The sequence below is a fragment of the Marinimicrobium sp. ARAG 43.8 genome (assembly GCF_050113635.1).
Lineage (GTDB): Bacteria > Pseudomonadota > Gammaproteobacteria > Pseudomonadales > Cellvibrionaceae > Marinimicrobium.
On sequence record NZ_JBNJLT010000003.1, the window covers coordinates 73,409 to 95,969 of the forward strand.

The window sequence follows — 22,561 nt, forward strand, 5'->3', positions numbered from 1 at the left end:
GTTGCGACGACGTTCTAAAAAAACCGGAGAGCGGCGCGCACGAAGCGCATGGCGGGCGGTCGCGCTGGGGGTGCCGCTGCTGTTCATTCTTTTGTGTCTGGCGGCACTGTCGTGGTGGCCGCTGCCCCCGGCGCTGCAACAGCGTGATTACGCCCGAGTACTCTTCGCCGACGATGGCGAGTTACTTGGGGCGCGCATCGCCACAGACCAGCAATGGCGTTTCGAGCCGGTGGCCACCGTTCCGGAGAAGTATCGTCGCGCGTTGCTGACGTTTGAAGACCGCCGTTTCCACTGGCATCCGGGCGTTGACCCCGTTGCCATACTGCGTGCGGCCTGGGGTAACCTCAGAGCCGGGCGGGTCACCAGCGGGGGCAGCACGCTGACCATGCAGCTGGCTCGCCTGTTGCGCGATGACCCGCCGCGCACGCTCGGGAACAAGGCGCTTGAAGCGTTAAGTGCCCTGCATCTGGAATGGCATTTTACGAAAGACGAACTGCTGGGTTTGTACGCCAGTTATGCACCCTACGGTGGTAACGTGGTGGGGTTGCGCGCCGCCGCCTGGCGTTATTTTGGGCGCGAACCCCAGGCTCTCTCCTGGGCCGAGGCGGCAACGCTGGCCGTGCTGCCCAACAGCCCGGCGTTGATTCACCCCGGTCGACATCGCGAGCAATTGCAGTCGCGGCGCAACGCGCTGTTGCGTCAATTGGCCGCCCAGAACGCCATGAGTCCTCTGGATCTGGAGCTGGCGTTGCGCGAACCGCTGCCCGATCAACCGCGTGCCTTGCCCCGGCTGGCTCCGCATATGCTGACCTCACTGGAAAGTGAATTCCCCGAACAGGCCGTTTTTTACAGCACCCTGGATGCGGATTTGCAAAGAGCGACTCAGCGTATTGCCGAGCAGCACGGCGAGCGGCTGGCGCGCGATGGCGTACACAATCTGTCGCTGATCGTGATCGACCACCGTACCATGACCACTCGCGCTTACCTGGGTAATCGAGCGGCCAGCCGTGATGTACAGTATGCCCCGGCGCTGGATATCGCGCAGCGCCCCCGCTCCACCGGCAGTATTCTCAAGCCGCTGCTGTATGCGTCTATGCTCGACAGCGGAGCGCTTTTACCGACCACCCTGGTGCCGGATATTCCCGCGTATTTTGGCGGCTATCGACCGGAAAATTACGACCGTCAGTATCGGGGCGCTGTGCCAGCCCACTATGCGCTGGCGCGCTCGTTAAATGTTCCCGCTGTGCACATGCTCAAGGCGCACGGCATCGAGCGCTTCCACCACCAGCTGCAAGATCTGGGATTAACCAAGCTGTTTCGGCCGGCGAACGATTACGGGTTGAGCCTGATTCTCGGCGGCGCTGAAGGCACCTTGTGGGAACTGACCAACCTCTATGCGCGGTTGACCGCCAATGCCCGGGATGGGGAATGGCGGGACAATGCCCGTCGTTTCGAAGGCGAGCGACCGCCGGTACTGCCCACACCCAATCTCGGCCAGGGGGCGTCGTGGCTGACGCTGCAGGCACTGATCAATGTAGTTCGGCCCGGCGCTGACAGTCTGTGGCGGGATTTCAGTGGCAGCCAGGCCATTGCCTGGAAAACCGGTACCAGTTACGGATTGCGAGATGCATGGGCCATCGGCAGTAATGGTCGCTACACCGTGGGCGTGTGGGCGGGCAATGCGGGCGGTGAAGCGGCGCCCACGCTCAGTGGTCAACACAGTGCCGCACCCGTATTGTTCGATGTCTTTGAGCAGTTGGGGCGCCACCGCTGGTTTCCCAAACCGCAACAAGCTCTGAAAACCGTTTCGGTGTGCAAGACCGATGGTTACCTGGCCGGTGGTCAGTGTGAAGCGCACAGGATTGATATACCGCGGACCAGTCACTTTCAAACAGTAACGCCGCACTATCAACGCCTGCACCTCGATGCGTCCGGTCGGTTTCGGGTGCATGCCGGGTGCGAGCGTGTGTCCGCCATGCGCTCCGAAGACCGCTTCGTGCTGCCGCCGTTACAGGCACACTTCTGGCGGCAATACCACAGTGACTACGCGGCCATACCACCGTGGCGATCCGACTGCATTGGCGACGTTGCGCGTTATGCGGATGATCAGCCCATGGACTTGTTGTACCCGAGGGAGGGCAGTCAGGTATTTATTCCGATCGAGCTGAGTGGCCGCCGGGGGCGGGTGGTGTTACAGGCGGTACATCGGCAGAGAGATACCTCGTTGTTCTGGCACCTGGACGACCGTTTCCTCGGGCGTACGCGAACCTTTCATGAGCAGTCTGTTTTTCTTCAACCGGGTTGGCACAAACTCCGGCTGGTCGACGGCGAGGGTTATGTATTGGAACGCTGGTTCAAGGTGCTGGGGGAGTGAGGGCGTTCATCGTCACTCATCATCACTCCCCCGGTTTCTGATCGCAGTCGGGCTTCTTATCATTCTCGTCACAGGGAGTTCAAAAAAGCCAGTAGCGATTGCCGCTCTTCACCGCTTAAGTCGATAAAACGATTTTTAATAACTTCGGCTTCGCCGCCGTGCCAGAGAATCGCTTCGGTGAGCGTGCGGGCGCGACCATCGTGCAAATAGCCGACGGGAATGTCACCGGCCACGTAGCGGGTGTAGCCGATACCCCATAGCGCTGGGGTACGCCACATGCGACCATTGGCCAGGCCTTCGGTAAAGTTATCCGCCAGGCCTTCGCCCATATCGTGCAACAGCATGTCGGTGTAGGGCCGGATGGCCTGGTTGCGGGCTTCGGCAAAGCGGGAGCGCGCACTGGTTTGCACGTTGCTAACGTGGCACGCGGTGCAGCGAATGTCTTTAAACACTTGTTCGCCTTGCGCGATCTGATCTGGATTCACCGCTAAGTAGGCGAGTGGCGCCACGCCCTCCGGAAAACCGCTACTGACGCTGCGCTGTGCCGGCACCGCCAGCAAGTGCAAGTAGTCTGTCATGAGCTCCAGGGCATCATCGGGCAGGCCCGCTTCTGTGCCGCTGCTCGGGTCGCAGTACTGAGGCCCGGCCAGACATTGGCGATTGGGGTAAATCGAAGACGTCACCGACATATCCAGCAATGCCGCATTGGCCACTTGATGACGCAGACTCGCTTTGCCGGCTTTCCAGCCATATCGGCCTAAACGCACCTCACCCGTTTCAGGGTCGTACACATAGTTGGCCGTTCCCAGCACTCCGTCCGCATCGGGTGTGCTGCGAACGCGCGCCAGGATAGTTTCATCGGCGATAGCTTCCAGTAATCCCATTCCAATTAATGGCTGGGCCGAACGCAAAGAATACGCGTCGGGCTCGGGACCTTCAAAAGCGATGTCGGGCTGGCGCAATTCCACTTGTGTGCCATCGCCAAGAGTGGCCCGGCGGCTCTCAAAGCCGGAGACATAAGCGGCATTGCCCCAGTTTTCGGTGGCACCGGTCTGGCCGGCTTGGTTGGTATGGATGGAACGTGCGTTCATTTGCAGGCTTTGCCCGTAAAGCGGGTGCGGTAAATAGTCGCCATTAGCCGGTTCACGCTCGGCACCAACGCGCACCACCATCGTGTCCAGCCGCTGATTCACCGCGACTGGTGCGACGCTGCGACCATTATTGATGTGGCAGCCGACACAGGTGGACTGGTTAAAGTGCTGCCCCTGCAGGCCTCGACCGGCGTCATTGCGGTCGTTGCCAGCCTCGTTGTGCACGCCGTTCCACAAATTCGTGTGCAGCCAGCGACGGCCCTCCATAAAACGCTGAATATTCTGCATGCCGATGTTGTTGTGAGGCTGCTGGAAAATAAAGTGGGCATTGTCGGCGTAATCGTAAGACACCGAGCCCAGCCCACCCTGCAAGGTGCGTTTGGGCAGCGGTTCGTTCATCAAGCGCGGTTGCACCCCGTACCAGGGGCGTAAGCCTTCACCCATCACGTATGTCAGTTCGTTGGTGTAGTAGCGAACGGCGCCGTCATCTCCGATGGCATCCATCGCTTCCCGCGTGGAAAAGAACGAGCTGGTAAACTCGATAATGTCGCCTTTTTTAAGCGGGCGCGCCGCGACAGATTCGTCAGTTGGCACTAAAACATTATGGGCATTCGCCGCCATGGCCCGGTGGCCGGGATAGGTATCGAACACCACGCTGCAGCCGTCGTTGGCACCGATAATGCCGTCATAGCCGCTGTCGGGATGCAACAGCCGGTTGTTCGCTGGCTTAGGCACGACCGGGCACGGGGCGCCGTCACTCAGGTACGTAGAGTCATCGAGCAAATCGCCGGGGCTCATCCAGCCAAAGCCGGTGACATTCGGGTCATCGAAGCGGCGAACGAAGGCATGTCCACCGCCCTTCGCGCTCGGTAGTGGCCTGATGTCGGTACCCGACGGCGGCTCAAATTCCGGTTCCGGCCGATCAATGGGGGGTAAATCGGTTGGAGGTGTATCGTTAGTCGGTGGTGTGGTGTCGTTGTCCGTCTCGGTACCGCCACTGCCACCGCCACCACACGCCGGGATCGTCAACGCCAGGAGCGGGATCAGTAGCCATTGCCTAGCCCTGCATTTTTCCACTGCTGTTTTAGAAAAAAAGCAAAGCGTCATCATTACGTACTCCAAAATAAACGTTATAGCCACCGGGGAGCGGCGGTCAACGGATCGGCGTGCTTCGGGTTTTCATTATCCGGTAAGCAGATGTTCTTCAAAAATAATTATTGTTGACAGTGAATCAGAATGTGACCGAATTCACCATGAAATCGTGATCCAGCAGTTACCGTTTTGACCTCCTCGACGAAAAGCGCCGCATGTTGCACCAAGGCCGCATCGGTTTCACCCGCAGCTGTTTTGCAGAACAAACGCTACGCTGAGATTCACCGGCCGGACGGCAAGCCCGATCATTAACCCAGCAACCCCTTTCTTTTATCCGGCTTTGGATGATCTGGAACACTCACTGATGGGTACACAGGGCCTGTCGGGAGAAGAAATTCTCTGGATTTGTCCGCAACCTGCTTTGAGACACGAGGTCAAACCGTTAAAGTAGCCCCCTCACTGGATGATCCCTCGACTGATCGGATTGAGATTTTGCTGATATTGTGTTCCTTAATTCGCCCCTCCAAAGATCGGCTTCGGTGCTTAAGTTGCTCCTTAAGTCGGCGTTTTGGTGGGCTTCTGAGCCTGGGCGTACTGGCAGGGATTGCTTCCACCGCGCAGGCAGCCACACCGAGCATCGACATAGAAGGCGGTTCGGATCGGTTGCGGGATAACGTTCGCAGCTTTATTTCTCTGGCAGATGAGCCGTGCGACACGCCGCTTTGGCGTCTCAGGGCACGAATGCGGGAGTTGGATCGTCAGGTTCAGTCTGCGGCCGAAGCGCTGGGATACTATCAGCTCACCTCAGAGCGCGAGCTGAACCAGGGCGATGATTGCTGGTCGCTGACATTGACGCTCAACCCGGGCGAGCCTGTGCGGCTCACCAAGGCCGATATTGTGATTAACGGCGAGGGCGGTGAGGATGGCGCGTTTAATTCGATCAAGAGCAACCCCGGCCTGGACGTGGGCGACCCGCTGGATCATGGTCGCTATGAGTCGCTGAAGAGCCGATTCGGCATGCTGGCTTCAGCGCGAGGTTATTTTGAGGGGCAGTTTGAACGCTCTCGCGTCGTCGTAGACCGGGAGGCCAATACGGCCGAAATGGAGCTGATTTACAACACGGGGCCTCGTTATCATTTTGGCGAGATTCGGTTGCAGCACGATATTCTGGATGAAGATTTCCTGCGCCGGTACCTCACCTTTGAGTCGGGCGAACCTTACGATACCGATCCTCTGCTTGAATTAAAAAGCCGCCTGAATGCCAGCGATTATTTTCGTTCGGTACGTGTCAGCCCGCGGCTGCAAGAGCTGGAGGAAGAAGCCGTGCCGGTTCTGGTCGAGCTGGAAGGCCGCAAACGACACGGTTACTCCATTGGTGCCGGTTATGCGACGGACACCGGCCCCAGGGTGCTGCTGGGCTATGAGAATCGCTACGTTAACAATCGCGGACACTCCTTCCGGGCTGATGCCAAGGTCTCAGAGATTGGTGCGGATCTGGAGGCGGCCTACAGCATTCCAATGAGCCGACCGGCGCATGAGACGGTGCGCTTGTACACTGGGTATCGCAATGAGGAAACAGAAGACACCAACAGTGCGGTTACCACGCTCGGTACCAGTTATACCCGGTCCGAAGAGGGCAGTGAATGGTTACAAACCTACTCGCTGAACTTCGAGCGTGAATACTTCGAAGTGGGGGATCAGCCCGAGCAGCGCTCAGACCTGCTGGTGCCAGCGTTCAGTCTTTCCCGTACCCGCAGCGATGGAAGCACCTACCCCATGTCTGGATGGAACGTCCTCGGGCGTCTTTCCGGGTCACCCTCCAGTCTCGGTTCCGACACCAGTTTTGTGCAACTTTATGTGCGGGCCAAAGGTATTTACGGCCTGGGGGAGCGGAGTCGAATCATCGTACGCGGTGAAGTAGGGCGCACAGAGGTGGATGAGTTCAACGAATTGCCGGTTTCCCAGCGCTTCTTTGCCGGTGGTGATTCCAGCGTACGCGGTTATGACTATAAATCGATCGGTCCGACCGAGATCAGTCCGGAAACCGGAGAGCCCGTGGTGGTGGGTGGCAATAATCTGTTAACCACCAGTGTGGAGTTGGATTACCGGTTTCTGGACAACTGGGCCGTGGCCGCGTTTATGGACCAGGGGAATGCCTTTAACAATGGTGATGTGGATATGATGCGGGGCGTGGGTCTGGGCATCCGCTGGATTTCCCCCATTGGTCCGGTCCGTGTGGACGTGGCCAAAGCGCTTGACGGCAATGAGGGGTGGCGTCTGCACCTGAGCATGGGGCCGGATTTATGAGCCGGTCTTACACCGTCTGGATCTGGAGACTGCTGAAAGCATTGAAAATCGCCGTGCTGAGTCTGCTGGCGTTGGTGATTCTGATCCTGGCTCTGGTCAGTGCCATCGTAGCGACTGAGCCGGGCAGCCGCTGGGCCTTGAATCAGGCCGCGCAACGGCTGCCGCTCACGTTTGAGGGTATGAGTGGCAACCTGATTACCGGTATGGACCTGGATTGGGTGGAATACCACTTGGAGGATCAGCACTACCGGGTGGAGGGCCTATCCTTTCGCTGGCAGCCGCTGGCACTGCTGTACAGCGCCGTGTCCGTTCAGTCGTTACGGGCGACCGCCGTTGAGTTGCACCTTCCGCCGCCCTCGGATGAGCCAGAGCCGGACACCAACGAGCCGAGGGTATGGCCCAGTCTGGCCTTGCCGATACGCATAGAATTGGGGGGCGTAGACCTGCGCGGCATCCGCGTTATCAGGGAGGGTACGGAAACGGCATTGAACCGCGTCAGCGGCACCCTTAGCCTGGGAACTTTCAATCTGCGTGTCTGGGATCTGACGGTGGTGGCGCCGGCGTTTGAAGTGGAGGTCGACGGTAGAACAGGTTTGCGGTACCCCTACGACTCCAACCTGGCCGTGCGCTGGCACTACACACTGGAGGATCTCGGCGGCCAGCCCATGACCTTCCGCGGCGACGCTGATATCAACGGCGATCTGACCAGCATCACCGCCAACCACCGACTGACGGCGCCAGCCACTCTGACCAGTGACATTCGTTTCTGGCCGAATCTGGATGATGATCAGAATGAGCCACAAGTGTTGTTTGACACCAGTTGGCCTTCCCAGATTCTGCCACCGGCGCTGTTCCCACAGGACTGGCCGACGGTCGAGACCGGTGGTCGACTGGTGCTCGACGGCTGGATGAGTGACTACCATCTGGATGTGTCGATTACCGGTCAGGCCCAGGGTTTTCCCCGCCTTGATGTGACCGGCAAAGGGCGTGGCAGCATGGAAGCGCTGCAACTGGAATCGCTGGCCGTGCAACTGCCGCGTGGTGCGGTGACGGCCAGTGGCGACGTCGCCTGGGCGCCCGAGCCCCGCTGGGATCTGGCCGTGAATCTGGAAGCGATCAACCCGGCAGAATTGCCAGTGCCGGCGTTGGCGGGCTGGCCGGGTGACATCGGCGGTGGATTGAAAACCCAGGGTGCCATGGCGGCGCAGGGCCTTCAGGCCAGCGTCAGTGAGCTGAATATCGCCGGTCACCTGCGTGCCATGGCTTTACTGCTGCGCGGCAACGCGGCCTACGATGCCGATGGGGTCGAGGCCTCTGAGCTTCACCTGGCGCTCGGAGCGAACCAGTTGCGTCTGGACGGCAACCTGAGCGACCAGCAAATGGCAATCACTGGTGATCTCAAAGCGCCCATATTGTCCCAGCTTGATCCGCGTCTGGCGGGCTCGCTGGAGGCGGACTTTGCCTTGTCCGGCTCGCCCTCTGAGCCCGAAGGTAGGGTTCGACTGACGGCCAGTGACGCGGCGTTCGAAGCGTATCAACTGAAACATCTTGCCCTGATGCTGGAACGAACCGGATCGGCGTATCAGGTCAGCCTGGCCTCCCAGGGGCTGGAATTGCCAGGTGTGAAAATCAACGAAGCCGGGCTGAGCGGTCAGGGAGACGTTGAAGCCCACCAACTCTCATTCAGTGCCAGCACCGCGACCTGGGGAGAGCTCAGTCTATCGCTGGCCGGCGGGTATCGAGAGGCCAGCTGGGAGGGCGAGATGACGGCCTTGCGTCTGTCACCGCCGGATCCGTTGGTCTGGGAACTCGAATCCCCCGCCCCCCTGGTGTTGTCCGCGGAAGAGCTGGTGTTGCGATCATTGTGTCTGAGCCCCTGGGCGCGCTGGCAGCTGCGGGACGGGCAGCGTCCGGACCGGCCCGCTGATGGACGTATTTGCCTGGACGGTCAATGGCAACCGCAAGGCGGTGGCAGCGCCGTGGCTCAGATTCAAGGCTTACCGCTGCGCCTGGCGCAGCGTTGGTTGCAGGATACCGTGACTCTGGAAGGCACATTGGAAGGGCGGCTCGAAGCGCTGTTGCCCGCCCAAGGTGATGCCAATGCTTCACTCCACCTGAGCACCCGCGATGGCGCCTTGCGTTACCAGTTTGGCGAAGAGGACGCCGAAGTATTTCAGTGGGAGGCCACCGAGCTGACGGCGAGCTGGCAGGGACAGAACGTCCAGGCCGATTTGCTCAGCGACTGGGGCGACGTTGGCCGTGTTCAGGCCAACGTGGGCATGGTATTGGACACCCAGTCGTTGAGCGGCGAAATACACGCAGAACTGGATTCGCTGCAGCCGGTGGAGGCCCTGGTGCCGCAGGTGCGCGAAGTTGGCGGGGTCCTGAATGCAGACCTGACGCTGGCGGGAACGGTGCCTCAGCCGGAAGTCAGCGGGCAGGTGACACTGCGTGAGGGCACGGCCAAGCTGCCGGAATTCGGGCTGCACCTGGAGGCGTTGACCTTTGAAGCGCAGGCGCGGCCCGAGCATGTGGATCTCAGCGCTGCTGTCACCTCAGGGGATGGCACCTTGCAGCTTGAAGGGGCCATCGATAAACCCTGGCAGTTGGACCGGGAGATTCAGGCGAGCGTGAGCGGTGAAAACTTTCAGGCGCTCAATACCCGCGAGTTGCTGGTGTTGCTCAGTCCGGACTTAAACCTGACGATGACGCCCCAGCGTATTGACCTGACGGGCAATGCCGTTATCCCCAAAGCCCTGGCCCGCTTCAAAACGTTGCCCGAGTCCGCCACACGAACGTCGGATGACGTCGTGTTGAAAGAATCGGATGAGGACGGCACCCTTCGAGGCGCCTCACTCTATATGGATTTAAACCTGTCCCTGGGGGACGATGTTCGTTTCGAGGGTTTCGGCTTGCAGAGCCGCCTGTCGGGTGAACTACAGGTGATTCAGAATCCCGAGCGAGGTTTGCTCACCATTGGCGAAGTGGGCGTGGCCGAGGGCCGCTATAAAGCCTATGGGCAGGACCTGACTATCGAGCGGGGCCGGCTGATTTTTCAGGGGCCCTATGACAATCCCGGCCTCGATATTCGCGCGACCCGAACCGCTGATGAGATAACCGCCGGACTGGAAATCACGGGCACCCTGCAGCGCCCTCGCAGTCGGGTGTTTTCTACGCCCTCGTTGCCGGACAGTGAGGCGATGGCGATTTTGCTGACGGGCAAACCGTTATCCCGCTCTTCGTCGGCGGATGCCTCCATGCTGGTCAATGCCATCGGCAGCCTGGGGTTAGAGCGTAGCGGTTTTATCACGGCGGAAATCGCCGATACGTTCAGCTTGGATGAGTTCCGCATTCAGGCTGAGGACAATGTGACGGAAAGCTCGCTGTACATCGGGAAATACCTGACGCCAAAGCTCTTTGTACGTTATGTCGTTGGGCTGTTCGATCAGACCAACAGCGTCGGGTTGCGTTATGAGCTGACCGAGGAGTTACGGCTGGAGGCTGAATCCGGTTTGCAGCAGAGCGTGGATATGATTTATAAATTTGAACGTTGAACGTACCCCGTTTTGTTGACCGGTATAACGGAGGTTCAGCCGGGTGTTTCTGACGCTCGTCGTAAAAAAGCTTCCGTTGCCACAGCATCCATCGGCTTACTGATATAAAACCCTTGGATGTCGTGGCAGCCCAGGCGGGCGAGAAATTCCAGTTGTTCTTGCGTCTCCACCCCTTCGGCAACACAACGCAAGCCCAGGCTGTGTGCCAGCGTAATGATAGTGCTGACAATCACTCGGTCATCATTGTTTCGGGAAATGTCGCGTACAAACGATTGATCGATTTTCAGTTTGCTGATGCGAAAACGTTTAAGGTAAGCCAGCGACGAGTAGCCCGTCCCAAAGTCGTCAATCGACAGGGTGACGCCCTCGGCGTACAAACGGTTAATCATAAGCACAGCGCGTTCCGGGTCATCCATGGTAATGCTCTCCGTCAGTTCCAGTTCCAGATATTCCGGCGGCAGCCCGGACTCGTGCAAAATCCTTAAGATGACTTCAACCAGGTTGGGTCGCTGGAACTGTGCCGCAGACAGGTTGACGGCTAGTTTCGGAGGCGCGATCCCGCTGTTGATCCAATGTCGCAATTGCTTGGTCGCCTCGCGGAGTACCCATTCGCCCAGGTTGATAATGAGGCCGCTGCTTTCCGCAATGGGTATAAACTCACAGGGGGAAACCGGGCCGAGCTCCGGATGATTCCAGCGCAGTAGCACTTCCAGTCCCACGACGTTGCCGTTGAGTAATTCCTTCTGGGGCTGGTAGTGCAATACCAGTTCGTTTTGTTCAATGGCACGGCGTAAAGCGTTCTCCACCTGCATGATGCGCATGTAGTGGCCTTGCAGTTCGGGCGTAAAAAAGCTGTAGGTGTTACGGCCCTTTTTCTTGGCGCGATACATGGCGATATCGGCATTGGTGTAAAGCTCACTCAATGTCTCGCCGTCCGAGGGATGCAAGGCAATTCCCACGGAACTGGTAATCGCCAGCTCGTAATTGTTGATATTGAACGGTTGATTTAACAGCGATAAAAGCTTTTGTGCAGTGTGCGCCGCGCCGTTGGCATCGGTGGCTGGCAACAGAATAACGAACTCATCGCCGCCGGGGCGTGCAAAGGTGTCCTCTTCGCGTATGAGTGGTTGAATGCGTTGCGCAAACGCCTGTAACAGTTGGTCCCCGATCTTGTGGCCCAGTGAGTCATTGATGTTCTTGAAGTTATCCAAATCAAGAAACAGGAGTGCGAGATTGTCGTGACTGCGATTGGCCAGCTTGAGTGCGAGAGCGGCGCGCTCTTCCAGCAGCGAACGATTGGGAAGGCCCGTTAACGGGTCGTAATAAGCCAGTCGGTGAATTTCGGCCTGATCTTCTTTGAGCTGGCTGATATCGCTGACAGTACCAATATAATGCGTCAGCGTTCCCTCAGCATCCCGAACCTCACAGATAGCTAACCATTGGGGATAAATTTCACCGTCTTTGCGGCGATTCCAGACCTCGCCCTGCCAGGCGCCTTGTTCCCGCAGATCCAGCCACATCTGATGGTAAAAGTGGCTGTCGTGGCGACCGGATGCCAGCCAATGAGGGGTTTTACCCAGTACCTCTTCCTCGCTGTACCCGGTAATACGAGTAAAGGCATTGTTAACCATGACAATGTTTTGTGAGGCGTCGGTGACCAATATGCCCTCGCTGCTTTGTTCAAATACCTGAGCGGCCAGCGCGAGCTGCTCCCGGTCTTCAACCTGCTGGGTGATATCGATATGGGTGCCTACCATGACGCCTTTGGGGGTGCCTTCCGCATCGTGCAGTAACTGACCCCGAGAGAGTATCCATACCCAATATCCGTCGCTGTGCCACATTCGATAGCGGTTCTCGTACATACCCTCGCCACCCCCGCTGAGATAGCGGTGTAAGCACCCAATCGCATCCTCTTGATCACCGGGATGAATCAGATCCAGCCAAACGTGGTCCAGGTTGGGGGTGCCGTCCATCGGGTAATCACTGAGGTGACGGCCGAGCATGGAAAAATACTCGGGACTGCACTGCACGAATTTTTTCTGGTGGAAAAGCTCCCAGGCGCCGGTATTAGACGCGGCGATCAAGGAGCGATAACGTTCCAGGCTGGTCGTGACTTCCTGGGTGCGCTCGGCCACCTCGCGCTCCAGATTCTCTTTGTGCCAGCGGAGGACGACCAACAGGCGAGCCAGATAGGCGAGCAATAAGGCGACGGCCAGTGCCAGAGCAATACTGGATACTTGTCGAGCGGGGGAAACCCAGCCACTCTTCGGCGCTGCGATCAGTGCCCAGGTGTTTCCCGGCAGATTAATCGGTTGGACGACGGGTTGTCCAAGCGTCGCTTTTGTATTGCCGGCGATCCACACCGGCTCACTGACACTGGGGGGCGTGCGCCACAATTGATAATGAAAACCTCGATCGTCCAGTTCGTACAGCCGACTGGTTTCCAGAATGTTGTCCAGAAGAATAGTAACGTTGGTGAAACCCCAAAACGTCTCTTCATTGAACACGGGGTAGCGTCCCACAATACCCTCCTGACCCTGGACCAGGCGATAGGGTCCGGCCACCGTCAGTGCGCGGTTGAGAAGAGCCTGTCGAGCCTCCGGCCCTTGTGTCTGATCCTCAAACTGGTTGAATCCCAGCACCGACGCATTTTTCTCAAGCGGATAAACATGGCGAACCACGCCATTCGGAGAGAGTGAAAGCGAGTACAGCTCGGGATAAAAGTGCGACAACTGGCTCGCCACTCGCTCGAAGTTGGCGCTCACATTGTCGGAAAGGTAAACGAAGCTGGCCAACGCGTAAGTGGGTGATAACGAATGCCCCAGCTGTGCTTCCAGCAGGTGAACGTGACTGATAGTCTGGGAGGCCAGTTCCAGTTGGTGCGTGCGGACGTAACTTGAACGCTCGGCCAGAACCATCAACAGGGCCAGGCTAAAGCTGACAGCGAAAGTCAGCAACGTCGCTTTGCGCGCTAGCGTACGATGCTTAGGTACAAGTGGACGGGCGGATATTGTCATCACACAATTGGTCGAGTGCAACCCCTACTGGACTATTGAATCGCGCAGGAATGTAGACAGTATAGGGACCCTGCCGCGCATAAGGTAATGTGTTATTCGTCATTCAGATTGACTTGGAGTTTATACCATGACGCTTTCCCAGAGCCACACTGGCTTGGTCGATATTGGTGTGAATCTGACCAGCGGTCGTTTTCGCCCGGATTTGTCATCGGTCTTGCAGCGCGCCGACCGGGCGGGTGTCTCAGAGATGATTATCACCGGGACGTCTGTTCAGGCGTCTCGCGAAGCTCAGGTCATGGCCGCTTCCCGGCAAGGACTGTATGCCACGGCGGGTGTTCATCCGCATGAGGCTCGCCACTGGGATACAACGGCTGAAACGGTGCTTCGTGCGCTGGCGAACGAGGCCGAAGTAGTCGCGCTCGGTGAGTGTGGGCTGGATTTCAATCGCAACTTTTCGTCGCCCGACGATCAAAAGACGTGTTTTGAAGCGCAGCTTGCGCTGGCGGCCGAGCTGAGCCTGCCGGTGTTTTTGCATCAGCGGGATGCCCATGAGTCATTTATGCCGTTGTTGCGGGCCTATCGGGCGCATTTACCGGGCGCTGTCGTGCACTGCTTTACCGGCACGGCGGAAGAACTGGAGGATTATTTGTCGCTGGACTGTCATATTGGTGTGACGGGCTGGATCTGTGATGCACGGCGGGGGGAGGTACTTCGTGAGTCGGTGAAGCACATTCCCGCTGAGCGCCTCATGGTGGAAACGGATGCGCCCTACCTGACGCCCCAGACGTTGCCAGAAAAACCGACTGGCAATCGCAACGAACCGGCGTTTTTGCCCTATGTAGTGGAGCAAATTGCCCGGTGTCGCAATGAAGCGCCAGAGGCCGTGGCGGCGTACACCACTCGCACGGCACGGGCATTTTTCAATCTTCCTCTCATTGAGTGCCTTAGCACCCGCCAGTAAAAACGCCGCTGGCCAGAAGCTCAGCGGCGTTGCAATGGGCCCATTGCCTGGCGGTGTTGCTACCAGGCTTGTGGTGCCAACTCCGGGTTGATGACGCCGGAGGAAACGCCAGTGCCCAGTTGAACATCCTCACGAGTGACGCCACCATTCAGGAAAATGGCACCGGTGTAGCGGCCTTCCAGTCGCAGTGGGCCACCGCTGACATTGTCCGTCAGGGTGACATTGTTCAGATGAACCTCATAGCCATCGTCGATGGTCATGGCCAGCGAGTCGGACTCAATCGACACGTCGTTCATCACCAGATTCTTCACGCGCACCAGCCGTGCGCCCATTTCGGCATTCTTGATGGTGATATTGCTCAGGGTAATATCCTCCACCCATTTCTCGGGCAGACCGATCAACGATATGGCGGTGGGTACCCCATCGATATTGACGTTGCTGATCTGGATGTTGCGCGCGGTGGGGGCGACGCCCATGGCCTGCGGGCCAGTGTAGAAGCTGTTGAAGTTGATCGCCTCGTAAGTGATGTTTTTCATTTCGACATCGCGCACATAGATATTTTCGATCACATTGCCGCGGCCGCGCTCGGTTTTGAAACGAATGCCCCGGTCACTGCCATCAAAGTACGCATCGTGTACATAAATGTTGCGAAGGCCACCAGAGGTTTCACTCCCGAATACCACACCGCCGCTGCCAGTGCGCACATTTTTTGCCTCGAAGTGGCGGACAATCACATTCTCGGTGGGAATGTCGATTTCCAGTGCTTCTTCATTGAGGCCGGATTTGAGCACTACCGCATCGTCACCGGTTTGGAAATGATTGTATTCAATCAATACATTTTGGGAGGAGTCCACGACGACACCATCGCCATTCGGTGCCCGCAGGCTGTTAATGTCGACATCGCGCACGATGATGTTCTGGCTGTAGATCAAATGCACGTTCCACATGGGAGAGTCCAGCAGGTGAATGCCTTCCACCAGAATATCTTCGGATTTCCAGAACACAATAAAGCTCGGGCGCATCCCTTCCTGTTCAGCCCCTTTGCCGAAGTGACGGCGGGACAGCGGCACCTGCGTGGCGATGGCGCGCGGCGGGGGGCCGTACTCCTCGAACCACTCCCACCAGTGATCGCCCTGGGCGTTGAGCAGGCCTTTGCCGGTAATGGCGACGTTCTTTACATGAGAGGCGTAAATCATGGGCGCGTAGTTGTAAGCTTCCACGCCCTCATGGCGTTGTGGGACGACCGGCAGAAAATCGTCCTTGTCCGTGCTAAACAGCACCTCGGCGCCTTCGGCGATGTGCAGGTTGATATTGCTTTGCAAATGAATGGAGCCGCTGAGCCACTTGCCGCTGGGAATCAAGACCCGTCCGCCGCCGGCAGAGTGGGCGGCGTCGATAGCACGGTGGACGGCGTCAGTAATCAGGATCGCACCCTCCTGATCCTCGCCCTGCATTTCAATGGCGCCGTAGTCACGGATATTGAACGTGCGGTCCGGAAAGCTCGGGCGCTGTAACTGTGGCATCTCGAAAGGCGCATCCTGTGGGGCGATCTCCTGAGGGACCTCCCCCATTTGCGCCGCAGCTGGCAGGGTGGTGGCCAGCAAACTGGCCATCAGCAATACCTGAACGCGCCCCATCGCGCGTCGCACCCGCTGAGGTGTTGACGAAATCATAATAAGCTCCCAGTGAAACCGTGAGGTTTTCAGTATTTTATCAGTATAAAGTAAAGATCACCCGTGGGCTCTCACCACCCAGCGGGGCTTCCGATAGTAGCATTTTCCTTCACGGATCGGTTCAAGGGTGCCTCTTCCCGTGGTTAAGTTTTGTCAAAATCGCCAAAGTCTGGTGATCAGCAGCACACTCGCACAAGTCAGTCCCACAATCAGCGCCAACCAGAAACCGCCCGCGCCCAGCGCCGGTACGATCCAGTCGGTGAAGGTCAGTGCGTAACCCAGCGGCAGGCAGACCCCCCAGAACGACACAATCATAATAAACAGTGGAATTCGCGTGTCCTTGTACCCGCGAAGTGCGCCGATAGCGGTCACTTGAAGGACATCGGCGAGCTGGAAAATGGCCGCAAACATCAGCAGTCGCGTGGCCACCGCAATGACTTCGGCATCGCTGGTATACAGCCCTACCAGATAATCCCGCGCGAGCATTAAAACCGGCATGTTGATCATGGCAATTGCCAAACCCAGCAGCAATGTTGTGCGTGCCAGGCGTCGTGCCATTTCGGGGCTTTGGGCACCGATGAGAAAGCTGACTCTTAATGTCAGTGCAAAGCCGAGGCTGAGAGGCACCATAAACACCACGGCCGTGATGTTGAGCACAATCTGGTGCCCGGCCACCACAATTGCGCCCAGGGGTGCCAGGAACAGGGCAATCACGCCAAACATGCTGACCTCCACGAACATGCTCGCCCCGATGGGTAAGCCAAGGCGCAGCAGCTCCCGGATGCGCGACCAGTCAGGCGCTACGCGATCCCGCCACAAATGGTATCGCCGGTAATGTCGACTGATGTGCAGGTAGGCCAGCATAATGACCGCCGCCACGGTATTGGACAGCGCCGTGGCCCAGCCACAGCCCACACCGCCCATTTCCGGCAATCCGAACTTGCCGTAGATCAGCATATAGTTGAGCGGCAGATTCAGCAGGGCGGAGATCAACGAAATCACCATAATGACCCGCGTGTGGCCCAGACCGTCGGTCAAACCCCGCAAGGACGTCGTCAACAAAAGCGCGGGAACACCCCAGACAAACGCCTGTAAATAGCCCTCGGCGATGCTCGCCGTCTCGCGGCCCAGCCCCAATAAGGGCAACAGGGGGCCGGCACTGAGTAACAGGGCAATCATCAACAACATGGAGACACCGGCAATATACAGTCCCTGCCAGGTGACCGGCATGATCTGCGCGGTTTCTCCCGATCCGCGATGCCCGGAAATGGTGGGTTGCTGGGCACTGAGCGTGCCGAAAAAGAACAGCAAAAGCGGTGCCCAGAGGCTACTGCCGATGCCAACGGCGGCGAGATCTTCGGCCCGGTAATGCCCCGCCATGACGGTGTCGATCACGCCATTGGCCATCTGTGCCAGCTGTGCGATCAGAATGGGACCGCCCAGCAGGGCCAGCGTTTTCCACTCGCTCAGGGTCTGAGCGAGAAAGCTGGCCTGGGGAGGGGTGGGCAATGGCTGATGGGTTTCATCCATTCTGAGGTTCATCCATCCTAAAAAGGTCCGGGGTATGCAATCGTAGAAGGCTGCCCACTATACCGGAGTTATGGACGTCTTTGGCAAAAGCCCTTGACCTTGAAGTGCCGGTTGTCACAATAGACGCATTCCCTTGTGCTTTCCCCAATCGGAGCCTGACCTTGGCCGCTAAATCCAAAACCAAAACCGCTTATGTCTGCAACGAGTGCGGGGCGGATTTCACGAAATGGCAGGGCCAGTGCAGTGAGTGCGGTGCCTGGAACAGTTTGTCAGAGGTGCGGCTTGGCCCCACGCCCGCCAATCGCGCTGCACGGTTTGAAGGTTATGCCGGTGCGCCCAGCGGACAGGTGCAAACGCTGGCGGAAATCAGTCTCGAAGACCTTCCGCGTTTGAGCTCCGGTGCGGGGGAATTTGATCGCGTACTCGGCGGCGGGTTCGTGGCTGGCTCAGTGGTGTTGATCGGCGGCCATCCCGGCGCGGGTAAAAGTACATTGCTCTTGCAAACACTGTGTCATCTGGCGGCGGATATGGCCGCCCTGTATGTGACCGGGGAAGAATCCCTGCAACAAGTGGCGATGCGGGCACAGCGCCTTGGGCTGCCAACCGATAAGTTGCAGATGCTGAGTGAGACCAGTGTCGAAACCATTTGTGCCACGGCTCAAACGTTGACACCGAAAGTAATGGTGGTGGATTCCATCCAGGTAGTGCACATGGCTGACATTCAGTCTGCGCCCGGTTCCGTTTCCCAGGTGCGCGAAAGCGCCGCTTACCTGACCCGCTTTGCCAAGCAGACCGGCACCGTAGTGATTCTGGTGGGGCATGTGACGAAAGATGGCTCTCTGGCCGGGCCAAAAGTGTTGGAGCACATGATTGATTGCTCCATTCTGCTGGAAGGTGACAACGACTCGCGGTTTCGTACCCTGCGCGGTAACAAGAATCGGTTTGGCGCCGTGAACGAGCTGGGCGTGTTTGCCATGACGGAGCAGGGCATGAAAGCGGTTAACAACCCGTCCGCCATTTTTCTGCAGCGCGCGGAGGATGTCGCGTCCGGATCGGTGGTCATGGTGATGTGGGAAGGCACACGCCCGCTGCTGGTGGAAATTCAGGCGCTGGTGGACGACAGTCATACCGGCAACCCCCGGCGCGTGGCCGTGGGGCTGGACCAGAATCGTTTGGCGATGCTGTTGGCGGTACTGCACCGGCACGGCGGCATCATGATGGCGGATCAGGATGTCTTTGTGAACGTGGTAGGCGGTGTGCGGGTCATGGAAACCAGCGCCGACCTGGCGCTTCTGCTGGCAATCGTGTCCAGTTTTCGCGACCGCCCCTTACCGCAGGACTTGATGGTCTTTGGCGAGGTGGGGTTGTCCGGCGAAATTCGTCCTGTGCCCAGTGGTCAGGAGCGGTTACGCGAAGCGGCCAAACACGGGTTTAAAAAAGCCATCGTGCCCAAGAGCAATGCGCCGCGGGAACATCGCGGTGATCTGGAAGTGATTGCGGTGCGAACATTGTCCGAAGCATTAGCGGCAATAGAATGATAATGCCAGAGAAAACGAGGCGATTCGGCAGTCACCAAAAACATACACTATAGTTTAACCAGGGCTCGGGTACGCGAGCATCCATAACAAGACATTGATCACTACACGTTGATAAAGGGGGAGCACGTGGTACAGCGACATCCGCTTGGCTTGGGGGCCACGATATTCGCAAAACCCCGTTCATACACCACACTGCCTGCCGTTGCGGCCGTGTCGATTTTGAGTTTTCCCTTCAGCGCGGTGGCGGCGGAGCATAATTTTTCGGCCGGAGTCTGGGGCACCTACGCCTATTTGCCGGATGACGATACCAGCCGTGACACCTGGGGCTCGTTCGAAGGGGAAGCCCTGATTCTCTACGCCAACGGCGAGGCGGAAGAAGGCGAGGGCCGGTGGCTGTATTCGGCGGAAACGCGCTTTGGGCCGGGCAGCTTCACGGACCCTGAAAACAACTCCACGGGTGATAATTTTACCCTGCATCAGGCCTGGGTCGGATGGCGACTCGGCGAGCAGGATATTGTGCGGGTCGGCAAAAGCCAGGTGCCTTTCGGCTGGAAAACCTATAACTTCTGGCCGGGTGATATTTTACTGGCGGGTTTTGGTGACCAGATGGATGTTGGCGTAAAACTCTCCGGGAGTCGGGACCGCTGGCACTACGATGCGGCGCTTTACCTGGCGGATGACTGGGGTTCCACCAGTACCGACACGGTGGATGATAATGGCCACTGGGGCAGCTCCGACACCTTCCGCAAAACCCAGACTTGGGTGGGCAATCTGGAATATGAATTTGTTCAGGATCACCGGATCGGCCTGTCGCTGCAAAGTGGTCAGTTGCAAGACCTGACCGGACTGGGCGATAACAAAACCGATGGTGAGCATCGGGCGGCGGTTCTGCATTATCAGGGAAGTTTTGGTGATTTCTACACCAAAGCGTCGCTGATTACCAATGAGCGGGAGTTGCCCCCGCTGTATCAGCAAAGCGCTGGGTTGGCGAACAAGATCGAGAACACCCGTTACGCGCTGGAACTGGGTTACGATCATGGTCCCTGGTCCTATTACATTGATCTCAGCGCGGCTGAACCCGATACCGAAAGCTCGATGGCGGGAGGTGTTCACGCCATCGCTCCGGGGTTTCGCTATAACTACGGCCCTGGTTGGGTGTATGTGGAATACCTGAGCCAGAATGGCGGCATTGACCGTAACGGGCAGGTCGTGGAAGGCGATTTTGACGCGTTGTATATCACTCTCGATTTCTATCTATGAAGGCAGGAGTGCGTCTGCACTCGTGCCTCGCACCGCTATCACACTCAATACCTCAAGTAAGGTGGCACTATGTCTGATGAAAATAGCAACAGCGCCTCCCCAAGTTGGATAAAAATCAATCCTCCGGTTTTTTATGGCGCGGCTCTGCTCTGTCTGGTGTTTGTTCTCGGAACGGTCATCGTCCCTGAGCGGGCCGAAGAAGTTTTCCTCGTTGTGCAGGGCTGGGTGGTTCACTCTGCCGGCTGGTTCTACATCCTTTCCGTAGCGATTTTCATAATCTTCGTCTTAGGGCTGGCCGTCTCGGACTTTGGGCGCATCAAATTGGGCCCCGACCATAGCGAGCCGGATTACACGTACCTGTCGTGGTTCGCCATGCTTTTCTCGGCTGGCATGGGGATCGGCCTGATGTTCTTTGGTGTGGCGGAGCCGGTCATGCATATGATGGACCCGCCAGTGGGCGATGCCGCCACAGCGGCCGCCGCGCGCGAGGCCATGCGCATCACCTTTTTCCATTGGGGTATGCACGCCTGGGCCATTTATGCGGTCGTGGCGCTCTCTTTGGCGTACTTTGCGTTTCGTCAAAACCTGCCGCTCACCATTCGTTCAGCGTTGTATCCTTTAATTGGCGAAAAAATTTACGGTCCCATTGGACACGCGGTTGATATTTTCGCCGTACTGGGAACACTGTTTGGTGTTGCCACATCGCTCGGGCTGGGTGTCACACAGATCAATGCCGGCTTGAATCATCTGTTTGATGTGCCAGTGGGCACCGTGATGCAGATTGTGTTGATCGCCTGCATTACTTTACTGGCCACTATTTCCGTAGTGCTCGGGCTGGACGGCGGCATTCGCCGTATATCAGAACTTAATATGATACTGGCGGTGGTGCTGGTGGTGTTTGTTCTGGTGGCAGGGCCTACCATCTATCTGCTACAAACGTTCGTACAGAATACGGGTTACTACCTGTCCCGTCTCGTGGATACTACCTTCAATCTCAACGCCTATGAGCCGCGCGACTGGATCGGTGGCTGGACCCTGTTTTATTGGGGCTGGTGGATTGCCTGGTCCCCCTTTGTCGGGATGTTTATCGCCCGGGTCTCTCGTGGCCGCACCATTCGGGAGTTTGTGGCCGGGGTGTTGTTGGTGCCTGTCGGCTTTACGTTCATGTGGATGACGTTTTTCGGTAATACGGCCATCCATTTGATTCTGACAGAGGGCTTTACCCAGCTGGCAACAGAAGTCAGCAATGACGAAGCCGTTGCGTTATTCCAGTTCTTTGAGCTTCTGCCGCTGTCCACTATTGCTTCATTTATCGCCACCATCCTGGTGGTCACCTTCTTCGTCACATCGTCGGATTCCGGCTCGCTCGTCGTGGACATGTTGACCTCCGGCGGCACCGAAGATGAATCACCGGTATGGCAGCGCATTTTCTGGTCCGTCACCGAGGGTATTATTGCCGCCGTGCTGTTGATCGCCGGAGGGCTGGACGCGTTGCAAACGGCAACCATAGCCAGTGCGCTGCCGTTTACCTTTATCATGCTGTTAATGTGTTGGGGGTTGTTGAGAGCCCTGCGCCTGGAAATCGTGAAACGAACCAGCCTGAAAGAAGCGATGCTCGCCCCCCGGCTCGCCCTGCAGCCCGACTCGTGGAAAAAGCGGCTGACCCGAGTGATTCGCCATCCCCGGCGCCAGGAAGTCCTGAGTTTTATAGAGGAAACCGTCAAACCGGCGTTGAGCCAAGTGGCCGCCGAGTTTGAAAAACAGTCCCTCTCCGCGCGGGTCACCAGTGATGAGCGGGACCGGACCTGGATCGAGGTGTACCACGGAGAGGAAATTGATTTCTTCTACTCCGTACACGCCAAGCCCTATACCCCGCCCACGTTCGTGATGAGTGATGTGCGGCGTAAGCGCGGCGAAGAGCTGCGTTATTACCGCGCAGAAGTATACTTGCGCGAGGGCGGGCAAGATTACGACATCATGGGGTGGACGCCGGAGCAGGTGATCGCCGATGTCATTGATCAGTACGAGAAGCACATGCACTTTCTGCATTCTGTTCGATAATGTTTTAGCGTCTTTTTGCCCATTCCCTATCGCAAACCCGACCGCAAACCCGACGAGTGCTTCCGGTCGGGTTTGCGCCGGTGGGTGCCGGTTCCTATAATCC

Annotated in this window: 11 protein-coding genes; 7 read left to right on the forward strand and 4 right to left on the reverse strand. The window is 57.9% G+C overall.

All coding sequences use genetic code 11. From position 1 onward, the window contains the following. Position 1: 1 nt before the first annotated feature. Positions 2-2,374 carry a penicillin-binding protein 1C gene (pbpC, locus tag ACQCLF_RS07615; RefSeq protein ID WP_426985889.1) on the forward strand — a complete coding sequence of 791 codons (2,373 nt, stop codon included), beginning with the start codon at positions 2-4 and terminating at the stop codon, positions 2,372-2,374. Positions 2,375-2,442: 68 nt separating this feature from the next. Here pbpC and ACQCLF_RS07620 read toward each other — a convergent pair whose 3' ends face one another. Beyond that, on the reverse strand, positions 2,443-4,575 hold the full coding sequence (locus ACQCLF_RS07620; RefSeq protein ID WP_426985891.1) for a di-heme oxidoredictase family protein: 2,133 nt from the start codon (positions 4,573-4,575) through the stop codon (positions 2,443-2,445). Positions 4,576-5,049: 474 nt separating this feature from the next. Between ACQCLF_RS07620 and ACQCLF_RS07625 the strand changes: the two genes are divergently transcribed. Both ACQCLF_RS07625 and ACQCLF_RS07630 read left to right on the forward strand, forming a co-directional pair. After that, positions 5,050-6,864: an autotransporter assembly complex protein TamA gene (locus tag ACQCLF_RS07625; RefSeq protein WP_426985893.1), complete on the forward strand. Its 1,815-nt coding sequence runs from the start codon at positions 5,050-5,052 to the stop codon at positions 6,862-6,864. After that, on the forward strand, positions 6,861-10,418 hold the full coding sequence (locus ACQCLF_RS07630; RefSeq protein ID WP_426985895.1) for a translocation/assembly module TamB domain-containing protein: 3,558 nt from the start codon (positions 6,861-6,863) through the stop codon (positions 10,416-10,418). The genes ACQCLF_RS07625 and ACQCLF_RS07630 overlap by 4 nt, the downstream gene beginning before the upstream one ends. A gap of 35 nt (positions 10,419-10,453) precedes the next feature. Here the strand turns inward: ACQCLF_RS07630 and ACQCLF_RS07635 are convergent, their stop codons facing one another. Beyond that, positions 10,454-13,375: a bifunctional diguanylate cyclase/phosphodiesterase gene (locus ACQCLF_RS07635; protein ID WP_426985897.1), complete on the reverse strand. Its 2,922-nt coding sequence runs from the start codon at positions 13,373-13,375 to the stop codon at positions 10,454-10,456. Positions 13,376-13,562: 187 nt separating this feature from the next. On the opposite strand from ACQCLF_RS07635, the gene ACQCLF_RS07640 reads away from it, so the two are divergent. Further along, the gene (locus tag ACQCLF_RS07640; protein ID WP_426985899.1) at positions 13,563-14,396 is read left to right on the forward strand and encodes a TatD family hydrolase; all 834 of its coding nucleotides are present in this window, start codon (positions 13,563-13,565) and stop codon (positions 14,394-14,396) included. 59 nt (positions 14,397-14,455) lie between these two features. Here ACQCLF_RS07640 and ACQCLF_RS07645 read toward each other — a convergent pair whose 3' ends face one another. After that, the gene (locus tag ACQCLF_RS07645) at positions 14,456-16,069 is read right to left on the reverse strand and encodes a glycoside hydrolase family 28 protein (protein WP_426985901.1); all 1,614 of its coding nucleotides are present in this window, start codon (positions 16,067-16,069) and stop codon (positions 14,456-14,458) included. A 153-nt stretch (positions 16,070-16,222) separates the two neighbouring features. Continuing rightward, positions 16,223-17,599, reverse strand: coding sequence for an MATE family efflux transporter (locus tag ACQCLF_RS07650; RefSeq protein ID WP_426985903.1), 1,377 nt, complete (start codon positions 17,597-17,599; stop codon positions 16,223-16,225). Between the two features lie 161 nt (positions 17,600-17,760). Here ACQCLF_RS07650 and radA point away from each other — a divergent pair, with 161 nt between their 5' ends. From radA to ACQCLF_RS07665, 3 genes are all read left to right on the forward strand, one after another. Then, a complete protein-coding gene (radA, locus tag ACQCLF_RS07655; RefSeq protein ID WP_426985905.1) occupies positions 17,761-19,137 on the forward strand; it encodes a DNA repair protein RadA in 1,377 nt (458 codons plus the stop codon). Between the two features lie 126 nt (positions 19,138-19,263). Further along, on the forward strand, positions 19,264-20,397 hold the full coding sequence (locus tag ACQCLF_RS07660; protein WP_426985907.1) for a porin: 1,134 nt from the start codon (positions 19,264-19,266) through the stop codon (positions 20,395-20,397). Positions 20,398-20,466: 69 nt separating this feature from the next. Next, positions 20,467-22,458 (forward strand): BCCT family transporter, encoded by a 1,992-nt coding sequence (locus tag ACQCLF_RS07665; RefSeq protein ID WP_426985909.1) that lies wholly within the window; start codon positions 20,467-20,469, stop codon positions 22,456-22,458. The last annotated feature ends 103 nt before the right edge of the window (positions 22,459-22,561 follow it).